Source organism: Foliimonas ilicis, from assembly GCF_039939195.1.
In the GTDB taxonomy this organism is placed as follows: domain Bacteria; phylum Pseudomonadota; class Alphaproteobacteria; order Rhizobiales; family Rhizobiaceae; genus Foliimonas; species Foliimonas ilicis.
Genome location: NZ_JBDUUH010000009.1, coordinates 1 through 22,206, shown reverse-complemented (window position 1 = coordinate 22,206; position 22,206 = coordinate 1). Strand labels below are relative to the sequence as shown.

Below are 22,206 nucleotides of genomic sequence, written 5' to 3'. Positions count from 1 at the left end.
TCAAGGAATATCCTCAGGACGCCTGCCCGGCCTGCTTTTGTAGGTCGGGAAGGTCCAGCCGAATTTCAGCGCGCCGCCACGCACGGCCAATGCCGCCAGAAATGCCAGAACCGCAACGCCCTGCGGCGGGAAACCAGCCATATCGGCCAGCGTGAACACGACCGAGCCCACCAAAGCCGCTGTGACATAGACTTCCGGTCGCAGAAGAACCGAGGGTTCGCCTGCCAGAAGGTCGCGCAGCACGCCGCCGAATGTTGCCGTCAAGACACCGGTGACGATTGCGACGGAGGGTGAGCCGGTCGCAGCCAATCCCTTGCTCGCACCCAGAACGCAGAAGGCTGCAAGGCCAATCGCATCCAGCCACAAAAGCAGCTTGTATCTGCTCTCGACCAGATGGGCGGTGAAGAAAGTTACAATTGCAACTATTACACAAATCCAGAGATAGTCAGGATTCTGAACCCAGAATACGGGCAGTCCAAGGATGAGGTCTCGAAACGTGCCGCCGCCGATAGCGGTGACGGATGCGAGAAAAAGAAAGCCGATAAGATCGAGCTGTTTGCGCGATGCAGCCAACGCGCCGGTCGCCGCGAACACGGCAACGCCGGCATAATCCAGAAGCATCAGCAAATTCATCGGCAAAGTCCCGCGCAGCAATTTGCGCGACGATAAACCGTCCGGCCTAAAACATCATGTGTAAAAAGCCGTCAGCGCGGCGCGATGGCTTCCGCCGCTTCGCATTCCGGGAACCAACCTCCGCCGGAGCGGCAATCTTCCAACACCTTGCGATGCTCTTGCGGATGCGCCTCGAAATAAGCGACATCCCGCGCGTTCATAAAACCCACAATCAGCAAAGCCATATAGGCAATGATCACGGTGAGGATTATTCCGGCAGCCCAAAGCAATGGGCGTTTCAGGCCGCCGGTCACAAGGCTCAAGCGTCTTTTTCAGCCTGTTCGTTGATCGGGCCGGGCTCTGCGGGCGCATCGCTTGGCACATGCTTCGGGCCGCCCTTGGAGACGCCGACCATGGCAGGACGCAGCACGCGCTCTCCGATCGAGTAACCCGGCTGAACGACCTGCACAACCGTATTGGCGGGAACTTCAGTGTTGGGAACCTCGAACATCGCCTGATGGAAATTCGGGTCGAATTTCTCACCCTCCGGGGCAAGCCTTTTGACGCCATGGCGCTCAAGCGCGGAAAGCATTGCGCGCTCCGTCATCTCGACGCCTTCGATCAGGCCCTTGAAGCCTGCATCGTCGGAAGCCCTCACCTCGGCCGGGATGGCTTCGAGGGCGCGGTTCAGATTGTCGGAAACGGAAAGCATGTCGCGGGCGAAATTGGCGACCGAATAGGAACGGGCATCCTGAAGCTCGCGCGCCGTGCGGCGGCGCAGGTTTTCCATCTCGGCGGCCGCGCGCAGCGCCTTGTCCTTCAACTCTTCGTTTTCCTTGAGAAGCCGGACCAGCGCTTCGTAATCGCCGCTCACCGCTTCATCGCCGGTTTCGGTACCGATCTCGGCTTCCATGCCCTCATCGAGGTCGTGTTCGTCTTTTGCCTGATCGCTCATCGCTATTTCCCGTTATTTCAGTGGTTCGGAAGTTGCGCCCGATATCGAGGTTCGGGCGGCAAAAATCAAGGGGCAGCGGCCAATCGGACGCTTGCCGAAGGTACGAACAGTTTAATTAAAACTTTACCGTAATTGCAGACCCTGACTTGCAGCTTTAGTCGAACAGGGGAACCATCGCACTGCAACAGGAGTTCCTTCAGCAACGAACGGATCAAATGTTATGAGTAGAAACGAACAGTATAAAGATAGACTTTCAGCCGAAATAAGGCGGCAGGCCAGCGGCGAAGGCATGCAACGTTTTTTGCGCAGCCTCCCTGCATTCAGCGCAGAGAGTACTCTTCCTGACCGTTTCAACGATCTGCTCGAAAAACTTAGCGACGCCGAAAAGCATGGCAAACGCGTTCGCCAGTAAATCAGTGCGCCAGTAAATCCGCGGATCAGTTCGGAGCGCGCAGACGCCGCCACGAATAATTCGCGGTCTTTTCGGATTGCTTGGCAGTCGGCTGATATTGCTGAGCTATTCCGCCGACGCGGCCTTCTTCAAGGCGCTTCAGCAGAACCGGGTTCGAAATCTCGAATTCGTCGAAACCGACACGCAGCATATGCGGAAGCTGGTCTACCAGCACGTCGCCAACCGCCCGCACCGCACCTTCGAAGCCATGCCGGCTCCGCAAAAGCTCAGCCTTCGAATAGCTCCGCCCATCGCTGTAGACAGGAAAAGCAAGCGCCACCAGTGAAAGCGTGTCGAGATGGCTGACGATTTCGTCAAGTTGCTCGCCCGGCTGAAGCACAACGCCAAGCCGGTCCTTCGAATTGCGCCGCGTGTCGTCGTCCAGGGCCAGAAACTCGGCCAGAGGCAGAATGATCCTGCTGTTGCCCGCAAGCGCATCAGCCGTTTCGGCAAGGTTCCACTCATCCTCACGGAAGCCGGTTTCCGCCCAAAGGCGCGTCGTCTTTTCAGGCGACTGTTCTGTCATTGTAAATTTCACCCTGGAGGTTGAGATTTTCACGCTTTCAAGCATTTTTCGCGCCTAAAATCTCACTGTTTTTTCGAAAAAACTTCATTTTCAAATGCGCGAGCGGCCGGATTCGAGCGTTTTGTCGAGCCCTTCCAGATGAATGCCGCATTCCGTCTTGGCCTGTCCGACCCAGCGACCGCTGCGCGCATCTTCGCCCGGCTTGACCGGCTGCGTGCACGGAAAGCAGCCAATCGACAGATAGCCATAGGCGACCAGCGGATTTTCGCGCAGGGCGTTCGCCTTCATATAGTCGCCAAGTTCGGTCGACGACCATTTCGCGAGCGGATTGATGCGAACACGCGGACCGACCGCCTCGAAGGCTGGAAGCGCCTGACGGGTCGCTGCCTGAAAGCGCTTGCGCCCGGTGAACCACGCGCTGAACGGCTCGACACCGCGCGCCATCGGCTCGACCTTGCGGATGGCGCAGCAGGCTTCCGTGTCGGTCTGGTGCAGAACGCCCTTGGGATCGAGTGTCGCCAGTGCCGCGGCTTCCGGCTCGACCACGCGAATATCGCTCAGGCCGAAATCCTCGGCCAGCGCATCGCGGTAACTCAGCGTTTCTTCGAAATGCTTGCCCGTATCGAGGAAAATGATCGGCAAAGCAGCATCAATTTGCGCAATCATGTGCAACAGCACAGCCGAATCCGCGCCGAATGACGAAACGGCGGCGATTTCACCGGAAAACTGGCGCAGAACGGCTTCCTCGATTATGCGCTGCGGGTCGAGATTCCCGTAACGCGCATCGAGGTCAGCCGCGAATGCCGCAATCTCTGTCTCAGGCAGCTTTTGCTTCGCCACCATAAAGCGCCTCCTTGAACGGCGCGGTGCCGACCCGGCGATAAGCGTCCAGGAAGGTTTCGGACTTGTCGCGTCGCACGGTCAGATAAGTCTCGACGACGGTTTCGATCGCATCGGTGATTTCTTCCGGGCCGAAGCCGCGACCGACGATTTCGCCGATCGACGTGTTCTCGTCACCCGAACCGCCAAGCGTGACCTGATAAAGCTCGGTGCCTTTTTTCTCTACGCCCAGAATGCCGATATGGCCGACATGATGGTGTCCGCAGGCATTGATGCAGCCGGAAATCTTCAGCTTCAATTCGCCAATGTCGCGCTGACGCTCCAGCGAGGCGAAGCGCTCCGAAATTTCCTGCGCGACCGAAATCGAACGGGCATTCGCAAGTGCGCAATAATCGAGGCCGGGGCAGGCGATGATGTCGGTGATGAGCCCCGAATTGGCGGTCGCCAGTTCGGCCTCAGCCAGCGCATCGTAAACGGCCTTCAGATCGGCCCGCGCGACATGCGGCAGAACCAGGTTCTGCTCATGCGTCACGCGGATTTCGTCAAAGCCGTAACGCTCGGCAATGTCGGCCACGACTTCCATCTGCGTATCGGTCGCATCACCCGGCGCCTCACCTGTGCCTTTCAGCGAAATGGTGACAGAAGCATAATCGGGATTGCGATGGGTGATGACGTTCTGGTCGAGCCATTCCGAGAAGCTGCGCGAATCCAGCCTTGCAAGCTTGATCACCTCGTCGCCTTCCGGGCGCGCTGCCAGCGGCGGTAACGCGAAATAGGCCTCAATAGCGCGAATATCGGCTTCCGGCAGTTTCAGATCGCCATCCTTCAGCGCCTGCCATTCGGCATCGATCTGGCGCTTCAATTCCTCGGTTCCCGTCTCATGGACGAGAATCTTGATGCGCGCCTTATATTTGTTGTCGCGACGGCCATGCAGATTGTAAACGCGCATGACGGCAGTCGTGTAGGAAAGCAGGTGCTCTTCCGGCAGGAAGTCCTGAATTTTCTTGGCGATCATGGGCGTGCGGCCCTGTCCGCCGCCGACATAGACGGCAAAGCCCAGCTCGCCCTTTTCGTTCTTCTTCAGATGAAGACCGATGTCGTGAACCTGAATTGCGGCACGGTCGCGCTCTGCGCCCGTCACCGCGATCTTGAACTTGCGCGGCAGATAGGAAAATTCCGGGTGCACCGACGACCACTGGCGAAGGATTTCCGCATAGGGGCGCGGATCGGCAACTTCATCGGCAGCGGCCCCGGCGAAATGATCTGCCGTGACGTTGCGAATGCAATTTCCCGATGTCTGGATCGCATGCATTTCGACGCTTGCCAGATCGGCAAGGATCGCCGGAATGTCGGACAGCGACGGCCAATTGTACTGGATGTTCTGGCGCGTCGTGAAATGCCCGTAGCCCTTGTCATATTTGCGGGCGATATGCGCCAAAATGCGAAGCTGCGCCGAGTTCAGCGTGCCATAGGGGATCGCGACGCGCAGCATGTAGGCGTGAAGCTGCAAATAAACGCCGTTCATCAGCCGCAGCGGCTTGAACTGGTCTTCGGTGATTTCGCCGGCAAGACGCCGCTCCACCTGATCGGTGAATTCCGCGACGCGGGCATTTACGAAATCGTGGTCGAACTCATCGTAACGATACATTGTCGTCTTCCTTAGGCTGGCTGTCCGGCCTGTGGCCGTGCCTGCTTGCCCAGATCCGGGCGGTTCGTCGGGCCTGACGCCCTGATCTGTTCGCGGAGCCGGTTCGGCACAATCCTGCCATCGACGAGCTGCACGTCGATGATCGCCAGATCGACAACCAGATTGTTCTGCGCGGCGCGCTTGCCGACACGGTCCAGCCGTTCTTCCTCGGCCTTGTCGTTCACCAGTTCGGCCTGATCGATCGTCTCGGCCCACACATCGTTTCCGGCGTACCAGACGGCCTCGCCATCGGTCAGGCGGTTTGCGGTCAGTATCTTCATGCCTGCAATTCCATGTTGTTGAGGGCGACCGAAGAGCGGCGCTTTGCCGTCAGTGGTTCGGAGCGCTCGAAATTTGCGCCTGCGACCGCATCGCCGATGATCGTCATGACCGGGCCGGTCAAATCTTCACGGGCTTCCAGCGAGGGAAGATCGGCCAGCGTTCCGTGGAAACGCCGCCGGTTTGGAAGGCTGGCATTCTCGACCACGGCAACCGCCGTATCCGGCGAAAGGCCAGCCGCGACGAGGCGCGATGCGACATCGGCAGCGACCGTGCGGCCCATATAGACGGCAACGGTTGCGCCCGAAATAGCAAGCTTTGCCCAATCGGGAAGCGACTTGCCCTTGAGATCATGCCCGGTCGTGAAGACCATCGAGGAGGTTACGCCGCGCAGCGTCAAAGGCAGTTCGAAATCGGCAGCGGCAGCGAATGCGGCGGTGACGCCCGGCACGACCTCGTAAGAAACGCCCGCATCGCGCAGCGCCTGCATCTCCTCGCCCGCACGGCCAAACACCAGCGGATCGCCCGATTTGAGGCGCACGACGCGCTTGCCCTCGCGGCCAAGGCGCACCAGAAGCGCGTTGATCTCGGCCTGGCTTTTCGAGTGGCAACCCTTGCGCTTGCCGACCGATAGACGTTCGGCATCGCGGCGGCCCATGGCAACGACCGCTTCCGGCACCAGCGCGTCATAGACGATCGCATCGGCGTCCATCAGATGGCGCTGGGCGCGCAGCGTCAGCAAATCTTCCGCGCCCGGACCAGCGCCGACAAGCGCGATATACCCATGTCCATTCGTGTCTTCGCGGAGCAGGCGCGTTGCGGACTGACGTGCCTCGTCGATCCGACCTGCCTCGACCGAACGTGCGGTCTCACCGCCGAAGAACTGGCTCCAGAACCGGCGACGCACCGCGCCGCGCGGCAGCGTATGTTCGACCGCATCGCGAAACGATGCGGCAAGCGAGGCGAGAGAACCGAGCGACGGCGAGAACATCTGGTCGATGCGGGCACGAACCATCTGCGCCAGAACGGGGCCGGCACCTTCCGTTCCGATAGCGATTGCCAGCGGCGCGCGGTTGACAAGGGCGGGGGTGAAGAAGTCGCAGAGTTCGGGACGATCGACGGCATTTACCGGAATGCCAAGCGCGCGCGCATCTACCGAGACCTGCCGGTCGAAAGCCTCTTCTCCGGTCGCAGCAAATATGAGCGTTGCGCCTTGCAGATGGGCGCTGTTGTAAGCTTCACGAATGAGCGTGACACCATTTTGCGCGATCCACTCAGCGAAGTCATGCTCGACCTCTTCAGCGATGACGGAAATCGTCACCTCGGACTGGGACATAAGCCGCGCCTTGGCGAACGCTTCGTCACCGCCGCCGATGATGGTCACACCTCGGCCCTCGACCCGCATGAAGACGGGGAACGCTTTTAGCCTGGCGACCTGCTGGAGCATGAAAACGAGCTTTCTGAAAAGAGGCCCATTTTTACGCCTGTGCCGCCTTGATCAGAAGGAATGCAGTGGCGCGTCTCACGTACGGACGCGATTCCTTTTTTGTCGCTTCAGGCGCCGGAGAAAAATTATTCTCAAAGTTAGAAATATACGGATTCCGACTGTTCGCTGGGCCTGTTTGCAGATCAGGCTTTCTGCACTTTACGATCGGGCAGAAAAATCCAATGGAAACAGTGATTTTTCCGCTATCGCCAGATGGTTTCGCCACCACTCAATTGCGCATGCCGCATGCTTCGGGCGAACCGGCCAAGGAGTGCCAAAGGCATTAAAATTCCAAATTCCACAAATTTAGTAGAATTAAGCCCGATGATAAAACCGTGACCGTTTGCGCAGGAACAAGCATTGAGACGAGGCGTTGGCCATGAGGGTGGTTAGAGCTCGCAGTAATCTACAGGAGACCAAGATGCAGAATGTGAAACTCAAACATGGCACATGGGTCATGGTCGCGGATGGTGAAAAAGCGCTGTTCCTTCGCAACGAGGGCGACATGCAATATCCCAATCTGGAAGTCATTCGCGTTTTGCATGAGGACAATCCTTCGACGCAGGAACAAGGCACGGATCGTCCCGGTCGCTTCAATGACGGGCCGGGCGTGCATCGCAGTGCCGTTGAGGAAACCGATTGGCACCGTCTGTCCAAGGAACGTTTCGCGGAAGAGATCACGCAGCGCCTCTACAAACTCGCGCATAAGGGCGATTTCGACAACATCGTGCTTGTCGCACCGCCGCTGGTGCTGGGCGAAATGCGCAAGAAGCTCCACAAAATGGTCGAGGATCGGGTGATTGCCGAAATCCCGAAGACCCTGACGAACCACGCTCTGCCGGAGATCGAAAGCATCCTGCAGGCGGCTTGATCACGCAAACCGGCGTTAAAAAGGCGCGGCATCCAGCCGCGCCTTTTTACTATGTGAATGCAGGGGCACAAAAATCGGAAATATCGCCATGAAGGCTTGCACATAAGGTCACACGCCAACCATATTGGCAGGGCATCGTTCGGTGCCCTCCTCCGCAATCGCCTTGAAGAAAATCACCCTTAATGCCGCACGATACGCCCCTCATCGCTACAATCGTCGCAGGCCTGGGACTGGCCTTCGTGTTCGGGGCTCTCGCAAATCGTTTTCGCATTCCGCCGCTTGTCGGCTACCTCGTGGCAGGCGTGCTCGTCGGCCCGAATACGCCCGGTTTCGTTGCCGATCAGGCGCTGGCGCTGCAGCTTGCCGAAATCGGCGTCATCCTGCTGATGTTCGGTGTCGGCCTGCATTTTTCGCTGAAAGATTTGCTTTCGGTAAAAGCAATCGCAGTTCCGGGCGCCATCGCGCAGATCGCGTTTGCGACCGTGCTCGGCGTCGGGCTTTCCTGGCTTCTGGGCTGGACGCTGGGTGCCGGTCTGGTCTTCGGCCTCGCATTGTCGGTTGCCAGTACGGTCGTGCTGTTGCGCGCCTTGCAGGAACGCCGCCTCATTGAAACGGAACGCGGGCGCATCGCGGTCGGCTGGCTGATCGTCGAAGATCTGGCGATGGTTCTGGCGCTGGTTCTTCTGCCCGCACTTGCGGGCGTCCTCGGCGGCAATGAGCAGGCACCGGCTGCATCGAGCAACCTTTTGTCACTCCAGTTCGATCTCGGCCTGTGGGGCGTCGTCGGCGTCACGCTCTTCAAAGTCGTCGCCTTCGTGGCGGTGATGCTGTTGTTCGGGCGGCGCATCATTCCGTGGATCCTGCACTATGTTGCCCATACGGGCTCGCGCGAATTGTTCCGCCTAGCGGTGCTGGCAATCGCGCTCGGCGTCGCTTTCGGTGCGGCACATCTCTTCGGCGTTTCGCTGGCGCTCGGCGCGTTCTTCGCCGGCATGATCATGAGCGAATCCGAGCTCAGCCATCAGGCGGCAGAAGAATCCCTGCCGCTGCGCGATGCATTCTCGGTTCTCTTCTTTGTGTCGGTCGGCATGCTGTTCGATCCGATGAGCCTGCTCCAGAACACCGCGCCGGTGCTGGCCACGCTGTTCATCATCGTCATCGGCAAATCGGTGATCGCCTTCCTGATCGTGATCGCCTTCGGCTATCCTGTCGCCACCGCGCTCATCATTTCGGCCAGTCTGGCGCAGATCGGCGAATTCTCATTCATCCTTGCCGAACTTGGTGTCTCGTTCAATCTTCTGTCGGCGCAGGGGCGCGATCTCATTCTGGCGGGCGCAATCCTCTCCATCGTGCTCAATCCGGCAGTCTTTGCCGCGGCTGACAGATTGAGACCCTATCTCGAAAGGAAGATGGGCAAGGAGCCGCTACCAGCCGAACCCAAGCCCATGGCACCGGCGACGGAAGTCGGCGCGTTTGCCACTCAGGCTTCCACCAAGGTCAGTGACGACGAGGCCCCGCCCGCGACCAAGCTTACCGGCCATACGATTCTTGTCGGTTATGGGCGCGTCGGCACGCTGGTCGGCAAAGCGCTGAAGCAGGCCGGAATGCCATTTCTGGTGGTCGAGGATTCCGTGAAGACGCTGGCACGGCTACAGGCCGATGGCGTCGAAAGCCTGTCCGGCAATGCGGTGCGACCCGAAGTATTCGAGGCTGCAAATCCGAAAGGCGCGCGGCGGCTGATTATCGCCATTCCGAACGCATTCGAAGCCGGACGCATCATCCAGCGCGCCCGGACCATCAACCCGGACATAAGAATAGTCGGGCGCGCGCATTCGGACGCGGAAGTCGATCATCTGACCGGGCTTGGCGCGGATACAGTAATCATGGGCGAACGCGAAATCGCGCGCGGCATGATGGAAGCGGTTCTGGATGAGAAATCAGACGGGCAGAAATTGGCCGAAAGCCTGCCGCAGAAGCCGCCTTCGCCAACGCCTGCTTAGAGCGGTTCATTGAGACGCTAGCGGGACAACACCCCCCTCTGCCCTGCCGGGCATCTCCCCCTCAAGGGTGGAGATTACTCTGTCATAAAAGTGCGGCACCAATCGCTAACGTTGCAAAATGAAAGCGGAGAAATGTGTCAGCCAATCTCCACCCTTGAGGGGGAGATGCCCGGCAGGGCAGAGGGGGGTGCCTCGCGATTCCATCAAACAGGAATGGCTAAACGTGCTGGCCGCCATTGATGTGGATTTCACTGCCCGTCACATAGGACGACTGCGAAGAACACAGGAAGAAGATGATGTCGGCGACTTCCGCCGTCGAGCCGAGGCGGCGCAGCGGGATGGTCTCGACGATCTTGTCCGTGCCGGGTGACAGGATGGCGGTGTCGATTTCACCCGGCGCAATTGCATTTACGCGGATACCGTGCGGACCGAAATCGGCCGCCATTTCGCGGGTCAGCGAGCCGAGGGCGGCCTTCGACGTCGCATAGGCGGTGCCTGCGAAGGGATGGACGCGCGTTCCGGCAATCGATGTCACGTTGACGACCGAACCCTTGGCCGCCGAGAGTTCCTTGAACAGGCCGCGCGCCAGCATGATCGGCGCGAAGAAATTCACCTGAAACACATCGCGCCAGACATGCATGGGCGTGTCGATGGAGTTCATCCGGCCATTGTCTTTGAGCTTCGGCGAAATGCCCGCATTGTTGACCAGCGCGTGAAGCTCGCCGCCCTGTGCTTCCAGCCGATGGCGGATTTCGGATACGGCGATGCCGACATCTTCCTGATCGGCCAGATCGACCTTGATGTGGTCATCGGCACCAGCGGGCCATGGGCAATCCTGCGAGAAAGCCTGCCGCGAGCAGGTGATGACGCGCCAGCCCTCGCGCGAAAAGCGCTTGACCGTCGCATGCCCGATCCCCCGGCTCGCACCGGTCAGAACGATGGTTTTTCTTGGCTCGGTATTGCTCATGCGAATATCTCCAGACCGCTATGTAGACCATAGCTACGATGCTGGCGAGTAACGGGCGCTTGCGACATAAAGCGCATCCGGCTCTTCAGTCCCTGTTTTCGTGAGACATACTCTGGTGACGGGCGCCGTCAGTTTCCCATGATGATGTCGAGGATCGACGTCTGCCGGCGCACCGGCTGCCCGCCGACATCTGCCTGCGGCACCGGCCTGTTGACCGAGGCAGTTGGCGCATCGCCACCTTGGGGGACGAAGCCGCCGCCCATCTCGACCGTCTCCACCGGCTGCGAAGCAACCGGCTCGCCAGCAGGCACGCCGCCCGGAGGCGGCGGCGCATCCGGGAACTGCGCCATAGGCATGGATTCAGGGATGCTGTCGTCGATCTGCGGAATGGACTTCCAATCGCCCGGAAGCGGTGCAGGCGGCAAGCCTTCATGCGCCGCCACCATGAAATCGTGCCAGGCCTGCGCAGGCAACGCGCCGCCGGTTACCCGTTTCATGGGCTTGCCATCGTCATTGCCGAACCAGACAGTCGTGGTGAGGTTGGCCGTATAGCCGACGAACCACGCATCGCGCGAATTCTGGCTGGTTCCGGTCTTGCCTGCGGATGGCCAGTTGAAAGCCGCCTTGCGCGCCGTTCCGGTTTCGACGGTTCCCGCCATCATCGCATTCATCATGCCGACGATTTCAGGCCGCAACACGCGCGGCCCACCGCCACCCGTATATTCGTAAAGCACTTCGCCCGCTGTCGTGGTGACGCGCTGCACGAAATGCACTTCGGGCCGGTAGCCGCCATTGGCGAAAGGCACATAGGCCGCGGTTAGTTCGAGCGGCGTCACTTCCGATGTGCCGAGCGCCAGCGATGCATTGTCTTGCAATGGCGATTCGATGCCCATGCGATGCGCCACCTCGATCACGGTCGGCGCACCGACTTCCATGACGAGCTGTGCTGCAACCGAGTTCAGCGATTTCGCAAGCGCGGTTGCCAGCGTCACTTCACCGAAATACTTTCCGCCGTAGTTTGCGGGCGTCCATTTGCCTATCTTGATGGGCGCGTCATTGCGCAAGCTGTCGGGCGTGCGGCCTTGTTCCATCGCGGCCAGATAGACGAAGGGCTTGAATGCCGAGCCGGGCTGGCGGCGTGCTTCGGAAGCGCGATCAAACTGGCTGGTCGCATAATCTGCGCCGCCGACCATGGCGCGCACCGCGCCGGAATTGTCGATGGAGACCAGTGCGCCCTGGCTGACATCCAGCTTTGTGCCATTCTCGTCGATCAGCTTGCGGATAGACTTTTCGGCAATGCTTTGAAGGTTCAGGTCGATGGTCGTATCGACGACGATGTCGCTGCGCACTTCGCCGATGAGGTTGGGCAATTCTTCCATGATGCGGTCGGCGACATAATGTTCCGAACCTGTCCAGAAGGCAGCGGCGCGGGTTGCCGGTGCGCTCATTGCGCCGGTCAGCTCCTGATCGCCGATCATGTTTTCCTGTCGCATCGCGCCCAGAACGAGCTGCGCACGCGCTTCGGCAGCAGCAGGATCGCGCGCCGGCGAAAGCCGCGACGGCGCCTTGAGCAAACCTGCAAGCAGAGCGGCCTCGGACAGCGTTACATCACGCGCGGACTTGCCGAAATAACGGCGCGACGCGGCCTCTACGCCATAGGCACCCGATCCGAAATAGACCCGGTTCAGGTACATTTCGAGGATCTGGTCCTTGGTGTGTTCGTGCTCCAGCCAGAACGCCAGCAGCAATTCCTGCACCTTGCGCTCGATGGTGCGGTCGGGCTTCAGGAAAAGGTTTTTGGCCAATTGCTGCGTCAGCGTCGAGCCGCCCTGATTGAAACGCCCTTGCGTCAGATTTCCGAGCACGGCGCGTCCGAGACCCATCGGATCGACGCCGAAATGTGAGTAGAAGCGCCGGTCTTCGATGGCCATGACGGCCTGCGGAATATAGGGCGACATTTCATGCAGGCCGACGGCCTCGCCGCCGGTCATGCCGCGATTGGCGACCAGACTTCCATCGACGGAGACGATCTTGACGTTCGGCGGGCGGTCGGGAATGGACCAGCTCGTCGCGGAAGGCATCTGCGCGCCGTAATAGATGGCGATACCGACACCGGCGATGCCCGCCCATATCGCCAGCACGAAAGACCAGTAAATCAGGCGACCGAAAATACCGAACATGCCGCGGCGCTGCTTCTTCGCCTTGGGCGCGCGGCGTCTGCGGCCGCGCGGTTCGTCGTCTTCGATCTGAGGTTCCTTGCGGCGCGTGCCAGCCTTGCGCTTGGCATTGCCTGGCACAACACGATCGTCTTCGCTGACCGAAAACCCGCCCGAGCGACGATCGTCTTCTTCCGGACCGCCGAAGGTCGGCTCTATGCGTGTGCCATCTCTCTTAGCCATAAGGCCCCTGGTTCAATTGCCGCCAGCTCCCGGTTTAAGGCTAAATGCGGCGATTTAAGGGGGCGTTAAGCCGGTTCAAGAAAGAAACGCATGGTGTCGGGTCTTTACCACATGCCCGCTACAGCTCCGTTCAATGCGATCCAGTCCGCAGCCTCAAATGCCGTGGGCATCAGTGAATCTATCAGGTAATGATGCAGGTACGCGGCCAATCACTGCAACGCCGATTTGCACAGCCGGATGTGGTTACGGCAACAACCGCCAGGCAGATAAGGATAGTAAGAGCCTTCATAATATCTCCTGCAAATTAATCTCTTTCTTTGCCTTAACGAACACCAACATGAACCGTCCAAAGGCAGAATAATACATTTGCCAGCTATGTCAGTTTCTTACAACAGGCTGATCGCTATTGGCAAAGCTGCTCATGCATCACGAACGATGATCGTTTTGGTCGCCCATTCCAAGGCCGCCACCCATACCGCCTCCGCCCATTCCACCGCCCATGCCACCACCTCCGCCGCCGCCACCACGAGAACCTGTGCCACCGCGCTCGCTCTTGGCGCGCCCGCCGGAAGCTGAAGGACGTGTCGGCCCTTGCATCGGAATCGCTATGTCTGAGGGGATCGGGGCGAGATCGAGTGCTTCGCGGATGAAATTGCGCAGCGAAACCACGAGTTCATGTATCTGCACGGGACGCCCGGCGACCAGTTCCCGCACGGCGCGCTCGGCCAGACGAACTTGTTCCTCGGTCCCAAGCAGGAGAATATCCGACAGCGCCGCTTCAACGGCATCGCGAATGCGTCTCGGGCGATCCGATCCTTCGCCGCTGTCGGCAACCGGCTCCGTGTCCGAAGCCTCGCCTTCGATGATCGGCACATCGCGGCGGCGTATATCGCGCAAATGTCTCGGATCGACGGTCAGATCACCGGTGAACGACCCGCCCAGCGTTTTGTAAGCGGCCATCAATGTCCGCAGGCGCTCATTGATCTGGCGGTTCGCCCGCTCGCGCCGCTGCTGGATCGTGACCATCATCAAAAGCCGGATACCGATGCTGATAAGCGTGAAAAGCGCCAGGCCGATCAGCGTTGTAAGGAGGCCCTGCCATGAGCTGAAATCAAAGTTGCGCAAGAACACCCCTCCTGAAGCTTCCGGCGACAGTGTTGGATTTACCGGGCACAGGCAAGATGAGGTGTTGCGAAATCAAGCTTTGCAGCAAAATCGGCTGCTCACACTCAGCATTTTCCTGATTGCGTCAGAGCGTGAAACTCCAGCAGCTCCGCCTTCCAGGATTGCGCGATATCCTGAATGGACGGAGCATCTTTGGACCCTTCGTCGCCGGTAACGTCCTTTATGAAACGAACGCCCGAAAAATTAAAATTCGCGCTTGAGCCGTATTTTTGCGGTTCGGGCCAAGCGTCCAGAACACACCGAACCATGTCGTCCCTCGGAGCTTCCCAACTATGTCGCACCAAAATGTTCGAGCATTTGCCGTCGTTTTCGCAAAGCATGAGCTCGGCGGTATATGGCAGAGCCTGACCGTCAGGTGCCTCGATCGAGCCTTCAACATTTTTGCCATCGACCTGTTCGGCACTGCCTACGCTGCGGAAAGCCTCCAGAGTCGAGGGCGCATCATACAAACCCGGAGTGAAAACCTGAGCAAAACTCAAACCGCTTCCGGCCATTAGAAAAACGCCCGTCAACGCTGTAACCATCTTGTTCATTTCAAACCTCCCATATTATTCAAAGAGCTCCTGCAACTCGCAATTTTCACGGCCTTATCGATCGACGCGCCAGTCGTCCCGCTCAGGCGAGATAAAGCACCGTCAGCGTCACGCTCGTTATTACTAGGGTCAGACGAAGATAGAGGATTTGATCTGTCATTGCGCTCGTAAATGGCCGGAAAGCGCGACTTGTTCCCAACTCTGAGTTGTGGCGCAATAAAACTTACGTAACGTCGCCTCATGCAATGTGACTTGCGGCAGGCAATTGCGCGTGCTGCGGGAACTTTGCTGCTGCATATCCGTTTTAAACCGTCGATTTTTAACGGATCAGGATTTGAAAATGAACAATCGCATCATTCTTGCAGCCGCTGCCGCGACCATGTTTTTCAGCGCTCATGCCTATGCGCAGACATCGGACAGACCCGTTCCGCCGCAGGATGGCATGAAGCTCTCCGAGATCATTGCCAAGATCGAAGCCCGCGACAAATTCCAGTACATCAAGGAAATCGAGTGGGATAGCGATGGCTATTATCAGGTGGATTACTACACCACCGACAAGGCCAAGGTGGAAATGAAGCTCAACCCGGTGACCGGCGAGCCTCAATAGTTTCCGAAACGCCGGATCCGGCTTTCAGGAACCAAACCGGCATAGGTCTGTTTACGCTTCAAATATCTTTTCAAACGCCGAGCGGCTCACATGAAAATTGCGCGCATCGTTTATTCGTTCCTTGCGAAACCATGGTTCGCACATTGGCCCTCTGAGCCGGCCGATTTCAGACCTTACAGGAGACGGTCATGATCAGACTTATATTTCTCGGACTTGCCGGCTGGGCCGCCAGCCGCATCATCGAAGAAAACAGCGCGCCGCCTATCGTGCGGAAAGTCCGCCAGGCGACGCAACCGGCACGTGCTGCCGCATCGCGCGCGGCTTCCAGCGTGAAGCGCGCAGCCGCATCAACGGGCCGCGCACGCAAGCCTGCTACGAAAGCACGCTAAATACTCTTATTTATGCATGTCTTTTTCCCAAAACCGGTTTCCACTTTTGGGAGACATGCTTTTAGCTGTGGGCGAAGATGTCCGTTTCTTCCCAGCCCATCAGATCGAGCTTCGAGCGCGTCGGCAGGAAGCGGAAACATGCCTCTGCTTCCTTTTCACGATCCTCACGCGCCAGCCTCGTCTTGAGCACATCGCGCAAACGATGAAGATAAAGCACGTCTGAAGCGGCGTATTCGAGCTGTTCGGGCGTCAGCGTTTCGGCTGCCCAATCGGACGATTGCTGCACCTTCGACAGGCTGACCCCCAACAGTTCCGAACAGATGTCCTTGAGGCCGTGGCGATCTGTGTAGGTACGGGTCAGTCGCGAGGCGATCTTCGTGCAGAAGACCGGCTCCGGCATTGCGCCGAATGCGTTGTAGAGCACCGCAAGGTCGAACCGACCGAAATGGAACAGCTTCGTGATTTTGCTGTTCTCAAGGATTTTCACCAGGTTCGGCGCTTCCTTCTGACCCTTGGCGATCTGGATCACATCGGCGCTGCCGTCGCCCGGCGAGATTTGCACCACGCACAAACGGTCGCGGTGCGGGTTCAACCCCAGCGTCTCCGTGTCGATTGCAACGGCATCGACATTGTAGTGATCGAGATTGGGCAAATCGTTCTTGTGAAAGCGGATCGTCATAATCATCTCCGAAGGGGCTGTCTCGTCCTCGCCCCTTCAACCAGAAAAATCAACAGCCAGCCGATATTTAGCGGCTGAGCGCGTCCAGAATGCGTGCCCAGGAACGCTGGCCCTTGTGGAACGACGTCAGATCGTACTTCTCATTCGGCGAATGGATACGGTCGTCCGACAGGCCAAAACCGACCAGCAGCGATTCCATGCCGAGGTAATTCTGGAAATCGCCGACAATCGGGATCGAGCCGCCCATTGCGATCATCACGGCTTGCTTCGACCATTCATCCGACAGCGCATCCTTTGCCTTGTGCAGGAACGGAGATTCATAGGAAAGCTGGATTGCAGGTGAACCGCCATGCGGGTGAAACTCGACCGAGCAATCGGCCGGAATACGGTCCTTCACGAATTGCTGGAACGCAGCGCGGATTTTGTCCGGGTCCTGCTTGTGCACCAGCCGGAACGAGATTTTTGCCGATGCTTCGGCGGCAATCACCGTCTTGAAGCCCGCGCCGGTGTAGCCGCCATTGATGCCGTTGAACTCGGCAGTCGGGCGCGCCCAGACGAGTTCGAGAACCGAACGGCCTTTTTCACCCGAAGGGATGGAAAGTCCGACCTCCCCCAGGAAATTCTCGGCCGTTTCGCCAAGCCCTTCCCATGATTTCAGGATTTGCGACGGGGTTTCCTCGACGCCGTCATAGAAGCCGGGGATCGTCACGCGGCCATTTTCGTCATGAATATCGGCCAGTATCTTTGAAAGTATGCGGATCGGGTTTGCGGCAGCGCCGCCGAATTCGCCCGAATGAAGATCGCGGTCGGCAGCCTTTACGACGATTTCCTCACCGACCAGCCCGCGAAGGCCAACGCAGATCGCAGGCGTTTCGCGGTCCCACATGCCGGTGTCGCAGACCAGCGCGAAATCGGCCTTCAACTCATCCTTGTTGGCTTCGAGGAAAGGTTTCAGCGAGAACGAGCCGGACTCTTCCTCGCCTTCGAACAGGATCGTCACCTTGCAAGGCAGCTTGCCGTTCACTTCCTTGAAGGCGCGGCAGGCTTCGACGAAGAGCATGAGCTGGCCCTTGTCGTCCGAAGAACCGCGCCCGGTGATAACCTTGCGGCCCGGCTCGATTTCCTTGACCGAGGGGTCGAACGGATCGCGCTCCCACAAATTCAGCGGATCGACGGGCTGCACATCGTAGTGACCATAGATCAGGACATGCGGCGCATCAGGTGACGGGCCTTCATGATGGGCAACCACCATCGGGTGGCCGGGCGTTTTGCGCGTGCTCGCCTCGAAGCCGATCGTCTTCAAATCCTCGACCAGCCATTCCGCCGCCTTCTGGCAATCGCCCGCGAATTGCGGGTCCGTCGAAATGGATTTGATGCGCAGCAGCTCGAACAGACGCTCGATGGAGGCATCGAGATTCTTGTCGAGATGATCGAGGACAGGAGAGATTGCAGACATGATCGAACCTTTCGAATCTTTGACGGCACCCTAAAGCGATGCACATCGAACGAAAAGCCGTCATTCTGTGGGCCAGATAGAGAAATGCCGCCGTGGTGGAGGGGGAACCACGGCGGCCTTACTCTAAACGATGCGGCAGCCCGGAGAGGGGGATGAGGCTGCCGCACTGTCCGGTATAGGCGGGGGACGGGCCTTACTCCGGACTCGGCGTTAATTGCCGATACACTGTATTTGGAAGCTTGAAGATGGCTATTCAAGGGCATGAAAATTACACTTTTGTAACAAACCCGTGACCCGCGCGCGACGGCATGAAATGTCAGCTTCCTGTGGCGGATGACTGTGCAGAGCCCTCTTTGCAATGGACAGCCAAAGGCGCTCGCGGTAGGGCTTCTAGCCATGAAAAAAGGCGATCATCTCTTCCTCGTGGACGGCTCGGGATATATTTTCCGCGCCTATCACGCCCTGCCCCCGCTGACGCGCAAATCCGACGGCTTGCCGGTCGGCGCCGTCTCCGGCTTCTGCAATATGCTCTGGAAGCTGATACAGAACGCACGCGACACGGAAGTCGGCGTTACGCCTACGCATTTCGCGGTCATCTTCGACTATTCCTCGAAGACATTCCGCAACGAGCTTTACCCCGAATACAAGGCGAACCGCTCGGCACCGCCGGAAGATCTCGTGCCGCAATTCGGGCTGATCCGTCAGGCGACGCGCGCCTTCGACCTGCCCTGCATCGAGATGGAAGGTTTCGAGGCCGACGATCTGATCGCCACCTATGCGCGGCTTGCCTGCGAGGCGGGCGGCGATACGACGATCATCTCTTCCGACAAGGATCTGATGCAGCTCGTCGGCGAAACCGTCTCCATGTACGACCCGATGAAGGATCGCGAAATCCGCGTTCCCGAAGTCATCGAAAAATGGGGCGTGCCGCCTGAGAAGATGATCGATTTGCAGGCGCTGACCGGCGATTCCGTCGACAATGTGCCGGGCGTGCCGGGTATCGGCCCGAAGACCGCAGCGCAATTGCTGGAAGTTTTCGGCGATCTCGATACGCTCTTGGAACGCGCCTCCGAGATCAAACAGGACAAGCGCCGCGAATCCATCATTTCCAATGCCGAAAAGGCGCGTATCTCGCGCGAACTCGTACGCCTTAAACTGGATGTGCCGGTTACCGACGGCCTCGATGATTTTACCTTGCAGCCGCCGAACGGGCCGAAGCTCATCTCCTTCCTGAAGGCGATGGAATTCACCTCGCTGACGCGCCGCGTGGCCGAGGCAACCGGCTCGGACGCTGCCGAGATAGAGGCGACTTCGATTAAGGTCGAGCGGGCGGAAGATGTACATGGGCCGGATGTTGGCTCTGGCCCCTCATCCCCTGCCGGACCTTCTCCCCGTAAACAGGGAGAAGGAGGAAGCTCCAACGCTGACGCCCCCCTCTCCCCGTCCTCACGGGGAGAGGGTAAGGGTGAGGGGCATTTTACCCCCGAAAGCTTCGCCGCGCAGCGCGCGGAAGCCGCCGCCTCCGCCAAATTCGACACCAGCACCTATGTCTGCATTCGCGATACGCGCACGCTTGCCGAATGGATCGCCGATGCGATGCAGACCGGCTATGTCGCATTCGACACGGAAACGACCTCGCTCGATCCCATGCAGGCCGAACTCGTCGGCTTCTCGATGGCAACGCGTCCGGGCCACGCCGCCTATGTGCCGCTGATCCACAAATCCGGCACCGGCGACCTGCTCGGCGGCGGGATGGTCGAGAACCAGATTCCCGTTCGCGACGCCCTGGCTCTCATCAAGCCGCTGATGGAAGACCGCTCGGTTCTGAAAATCCTTCAGAACGTCAAGTACGACATGGTCATCTTGAACCGGCACGGCATCGACATCACGCCTTACGACGACACGATGCTGATGTCCTATGTGCTCGACGCCGGCACCGGCGCGCACAATATGGACACGCTGTCGGAGCGCTGGCTCGGCCATAACACCATCCCCTTCAAGGAAGTGACCGGCACTGGCAAGAGTTCAGTGACCTTCGATTTCGTGCCGCTGGACAAGGCGACCGCCTATGCCGGCGAAGATGCCGATGTGACGCTGCGTTTCTGGAACGTTTTGAAGCCACGGCTTGCCGCCAAGGGCCTCGTCTCGGTCTATGAGCGGCTGGAGCGTCCGCTGGTATCCGTGCTGGCCAAGATGGAGCAGCGCGGCATTTCGGTGGACCGCCAAATACTGAGCCGCCTGTCGGGCGAGCTTGCGCAGCGCGCAGCCGCCTTCGAGAGCGAAATATTCGAGCTGGCAGGCGAACGCTTCACCATCGGCTCGCCCAAGCAGCTCGGCGACATATTGTTCGGGCGCATGGGGCTTCCCGGCGGCTCGAAGACCAAGACCGGCCAATGGTCCACTTCCGCACAAGTGCTGGAAGATCTGGCCGCAGAAGGCCATGAACTGCCGCGCAAGATCGTAGACTGGCGCCAGCTCACCAAGCTGAAATCCACCTACACGGATGCGTTGCCGGGATACATCCACCCGGAGACGAAGCGCGTCCACACATCCTACGCGCTTGCCGCGACGACCACCGGGCGGCTTTCCTCATCGGAACCCAATCTGCAGAACATCCCAATCCGCACCGCCGAAGGCCGCAAAATCCGCACGGCCTTCATCGCGGACAAGGGCAACAAGCTGATCTCCGCCGACTACAGCCAGATCGAGCTGCGCGTGCTTGCCCATGTCGCCGACATTCCGCAATTGCGGCAGGCATTCGCCGATGGCATCGACATTCACGCGATGACAGCATCGGAAATGTTCAACGTGCCGGTCGAAGGCATGCCTTCGGAAGTGCGTCGCCGCGCCAAGGCGATCAATTTCGGTATCATCTACGGCATTTCCGCCTTCGGCCTTGCCAACCAATTGTCGATCGGCCGCGAAGAGGCGGGCGATTACATCAAGCGCTATTTCGAGCGCTTCCCCGGCATCAAGGATTATATGGACGGCACCAAGGCGTTCGCGCGCGAGAAGGGCTATGTCGAGACGATCTTCGGGCGCCGCGCGCATTACCCGGAAATCCGCTCGTCCAATCCGCAGGTGCGCGCCTTCAACGAACGCGCCGCAATCAATGCGCCGATTCAAGGGTCGGCCGCAGACATCATCCGCCGCGCCATGGTGCGCATGGATGCCGCGCTCGAAGCCTCCAGCCTCACGGCACGCATGCTGCTTCAGGTGCATGACGAATTGATTTTCGAGGCCGCCGACGCGGAAGTCGAGCGCACATTGCCCGTCATCAGGCAGGTGATGGAGGATGCGGCAATGCCCGCCGTTTCCCTCATCGTGCCGCTACAGGTCGATGCCCGCGCCGCCGACAATTGGGACGAAGCGCACTAACTCCGCTTCAACCCTTCAAGAAAAGCGGGTCAGTCGCGCACTGCAGCCCGGGGAGCAACAGCAATCCACCACCATATTCACTCCAGCACGCCCGGCCCTATCCATTATTGGGTTGGTCGCAACAAGGCGGCTCCGGCAATTGTTTTCCTGCATGGCGCAACCATGGACAGCGAGACTTTTGACGCGCAGATCGCCCATTTCGCGCGCGACTATCGCATCCTCGTCTGGGATGCGCCTGGACATGGCCGCTCGCAACCGCTGCATGGGCGCTTCACCATCGGTGCGGCGACAAGCGAATTGATCGCCATACTGGACAAGGAAGACATCACGCGCGCGGTTTTTGTCGGGCAATCGATGGGCGGGCTGATCGCGCAATTCGTGCTGCGGCTGAGGCCCGATCTCGTTGCCGGGATAGTTGCCATCGGCAGCCCGTTCGGCGCGCGAAGCAGAAGCATTATCGACAAGGTCGGCATGCTAGCCAGCCGCATTATTCTGCGGCTCATTCCGGCCCGCATGCTCTATCGCCTCATCGGGCGCGGCATCTCTGCCGACCCTGCCGTGCAGGCCTATGGCGAACAGGCTGCGGCCAAAATTCCCAAGGAGCAGGCGGTGCGCATCTGGGAAGCCGTTCTGGAAGGGCTCGTGCCGGATGCGCGCGAACGTTTCGACGTGCCTATACTGGTCACGCATGGCGAGAACGACAATATCGGCACCGTAAAAGCCGATGCAGCCGCTTGGGCCGCGCGTGATGCAAAAGCCAGCCTCTCGAAAATCGAGCGCGCCGGCCATGTCGCCAATCAGGACCAGCCGGACGCGTTCAACGCGCTTCTGGGCAAATTCCTTCGCGAGACTTTTTAGGGCGCTTCATTTTAGATAGAATCACGAGGCGCCCCCCTCTGTCCTGCC

The 22,206-nt window shown here is 59.2% G+C and carries 21 protein-coding genes; 6 read left to right on the top strand and 15 right to left on the bottom strand.

The window, feature by feature from the left end; genetic code table 11:
• From ABFT80_RS18505 to cysG, 9 genes are all read right to left on the bottom strand, one after another.
• Positions 1-633: a trimeric intracellular cation channel family protein gene (locus ABFT80_RS18505; RefSeq protein WP_347973413.1), complete on the bottom strand. Its 633-nt coding sequence runs from the start codon at positions 631-633 to the stop codon at positions 1-3.
• Positions 634-704: 71 nt separating this feature from the next.
• Positions 705-935 (bottom strand): hypothetical protein, encoded by a 231-nt coding sequence (locus tag ABFT80_RS18500; RefSeq protein ID WP_347973412.1) that lies wholly within the window; start codon positions 933-935, stop codon positions 705-707.
• Entirely contained in the window at positions 932-1,567 is a 636-nt protein-coding gene (gene grpE / locus ABFT80_RS18495; RefSeq protein ID WP_347973411.1) for a nucleotide exchange factor GrpE, read from the bottom strand. The genes ABFT80_RS18500 and grpE overlap by 4 nt, the downstream gene beginning before the upstream one ends.
• A 253-nt stretch (positions 1,568-1,820) precedes the next feature.
• Positions 1,821-1,958, bottom strand: a complete 138-nt coding sequence (locus ABFT80_RS18490) for a hypothetical protein (RefSeq protein WP_347973410.1) — start codon at positions 1,956-1,958, stop codon at positions 1,821-1,823.
• A 46-nt stretch (positions 1,959-2,004) separates the two neighbouring features.
• Positions 2,005-2,544: a DUF934 domain-containing protein gene (locus ABFT80_RS18485; RefSeq protein WP_347973409.1), complete on the bottom strand. Its 540-nt coding sequence runs from the start codon at positions 2,542-2,544 to the stop codon at positions 2,005-2,007.
• A gap of 90 nt (positions 2,545-2,634) precedes the next feature.
• Complete coding sequence (locus ABFT80_RS18480; protein ID WP_347973408.1) at positions 2,635-3,387, bottom strand: phosphoadenylyl-sulfate reductase; 753 nt, start codon at positions 3,385-3,387, stop codon at positions 2,635-2,637.
• Positions 3,362-5,032 (bottom strand): nitrite/sulfite reductase, encoded by a 1,671-nt coding sequence (locus ABFT80_RS18475; protein ID WP_347973407.1) that lies wholly within the window; start codon positions 5,030-5,032, stop codon positions 3,362-3,364. Before ABFT80_RS18475 ends, ABFT80_RS18480 begins: the two co-directional genes overlap by 26 nt.
• Positions 5,033-5,043: 11 nt before the next feature.
• Positions 5,044-5,352, bottom strand: coding sequence for a DUF2849 domain-containing protein (locus ABFT80_RS18470; RefSeq protein ID WP_347973406.1), 309 nt, complete (start codon positions 5,350-5,352; stop codon positions 5,044-5,046).
• Entirely contained in the window at positions 5,349-6,797 is a 1,449-nt protein-coding gene (gene cysG, locus ABFT80_RS18465) for a siroheme synthase CysG (protein ID WP_347973405.1), read from the bottom strand. The genes ABFT80_RS18470 and cysG overlap by 4 nt, the downstream gene beginning before the upstream one ends.
• A 460-nt stretch (positions 6,798-7,257) precedes the next feature.
• Here cysG and ABFT80_RS18460 point away from each other — a divergent pair, with 460 nt between their 5' ends.
• Entirely contained in the window at positions 7,258-7,707 is a 450-nt protein-coding gene (locus ABFT80_RS18460) for a host attachment family protein (RefSeq protein ID WP_347973404.1), read from the top strand.
• A gap of 182 nt (positions 7,708-7,889) precedes the next feature.
• The gene (ybaL, locus tag ABFT80_RS18455) at positions 7,890-9,707 is read left to right on the top strand and encodes a YbaL family putative K(+) efflux transporter (RefSeq protein ID WP_347973403.1); all 1,818 of its coding nucleotides are present in this window, start codon (positions 7,890-7,892) and stop codon (positions 9,705-9,707) included.
• A gap of 217 nt (positions 9,708-9,924) precedes the next feature.
• Here ybaL and ABFT80_RS18450 read toward each other — a convergent pair whose 3' ends face one another.
• The 4 genes from ABFT80_RS18450 to ABFT80_RS18435 form a co-directional block, all read right to left on the bottom strand.
• Positions 9,925-10,674, bottom strand: coding sequence for an SDR family NAD(P)-dependent oxidoreductase (locus ABFT80_RS18450; protein ID WP_347973402.1), 750 nt, complete (start codon positions 10,672-10,674; stop codon positions 9,925-9,927).
• Between the two features lie 128 nt (positions 10,675-10,802).
• Positions 10,803-13,073: a transglycosylase domain-containing protein gene (locus tag ABFT80_RS18445; protein ID WP_347973401.1), complete on the bottom strand. Its 2,271-nt coding sequence runs from the start codon at positions 13,071-13,073 to the stop codon at positions 10,803-10,805.
• A 426-nt stretch (positions 13,074-13,499) separates the two neighbouring features.
• A complete protein-coding gene (locus ABFT80_RS18440) occupies positions 13,500-14,204 on the bottom strand; it encodes a hypothetical protein (RefSeq protein ID WP_455189964.1) in 705 nt (234 codons plus the stop codon).
• Between the two features lie 98 nt (positions 14,205-14,302).
• A complete protein-coding gene (locus ABFT80_RS18435; RefSeq protein WP_347973399.1) occupies positions 14,303-14,791 on the bottom strand; it encodes a hypothetical protein in 489 nt (162 codons plus the stop codon).
• 340 nt (positions 14,792-15,131) lie between these two features.
• Between ABFT80_RS18435 and ABFT80_RS18430 the strand changes: the two genes are divergently transcribed.
• Together ABFT80_RS18430 and ABFT80_RS18425 are read left to right on the top strand one after the other, a co-directional pair.
• A complete protein-coding gene (locus tag ABFT80_RS18430) occupies positions 15,132-15,398 on the top strand; it encodes a PepSY domain-containing protein (protein WP_347973398.1) in 267 nt (88 codons plus the stop codon).
• A 188-nt stretch (positions 15,399-15,586) separates the two neighbouring features.
• Positions 15,587-15,787, top strand: a complete 201-nt coding sequence (locus tag ABFT80_RS18425; protein WP_347973397.1) for a hypothetical protein — start codon at positions 15,587-15,589, stop codon at positions 15,785-15,787.
• A gap of 61 nt (positions 15,788-15,848) precedes the next feature.
• Here the strand turns inward: ABFT80_RS18425 and ABFT80_RS18420 are convergent, their stop codons facing one another.
• Together ABFT80_RS18420 and ABFT80_RS18415 are read right to left on the bottom strand one after the other, a co-directional pair.
• On the bottom strand, positions 15,849-16,466 hold the full coding sequence (locus tag ABFT80_RS18420) for a ribonuclease D (RefSeq protein ID WP_347973396.1): 618 nt from the start codon (positions 16,464-16,466) through the stop codon (positions 15,849-15,851).
• Positions 16,467-16,533: 67 nt separating this feature from the next.
• The gene (locus tag ABFT80_RS18415; protein WP_347973395.1) at positions 16,534-17,922 is read right to left on the bottom strand and encodes a dipeptidase; all 1,389 of its coding nucleotides are present in this window, start codon (positions 17,920-17,922) and stop codon (positions 16,534-16,536) included.
• Positions 17,923-18,318: 396 nt separating this feature from the next.
• On the opposite strand from ABFT80_RS18415, the gene polA reads away from it, so the two are divergent.
• Both polA and ABFT80_RS18405 read left to right on the top strand, forming a co-directional pair.
• A complete protein-coding gene (gene polA, locus ABFT80_RS18410) occupies positions 18,319-21,300 on the top strand; it encodes a DNA polymerase I (RefSeq protein WP_347973394.1) in 2,982 nt (993 codons plus the stop codon).
• Between the two features lie 63 nt (positions 21,301-21,363).
• Positions 21,364-22,158, top strand: coding sequence for an alpha/beta fold hydrolase (locus tag ABFT80_RS18405; RefSeq protein WP_347973616.1), 795 nt, complete (start codon positions 21,364-21,366; stop codon positions 22,156-22,158).
• The last annotated feature ends 48 nt before the right edge of the window (positions 22,159-22,206 follow it).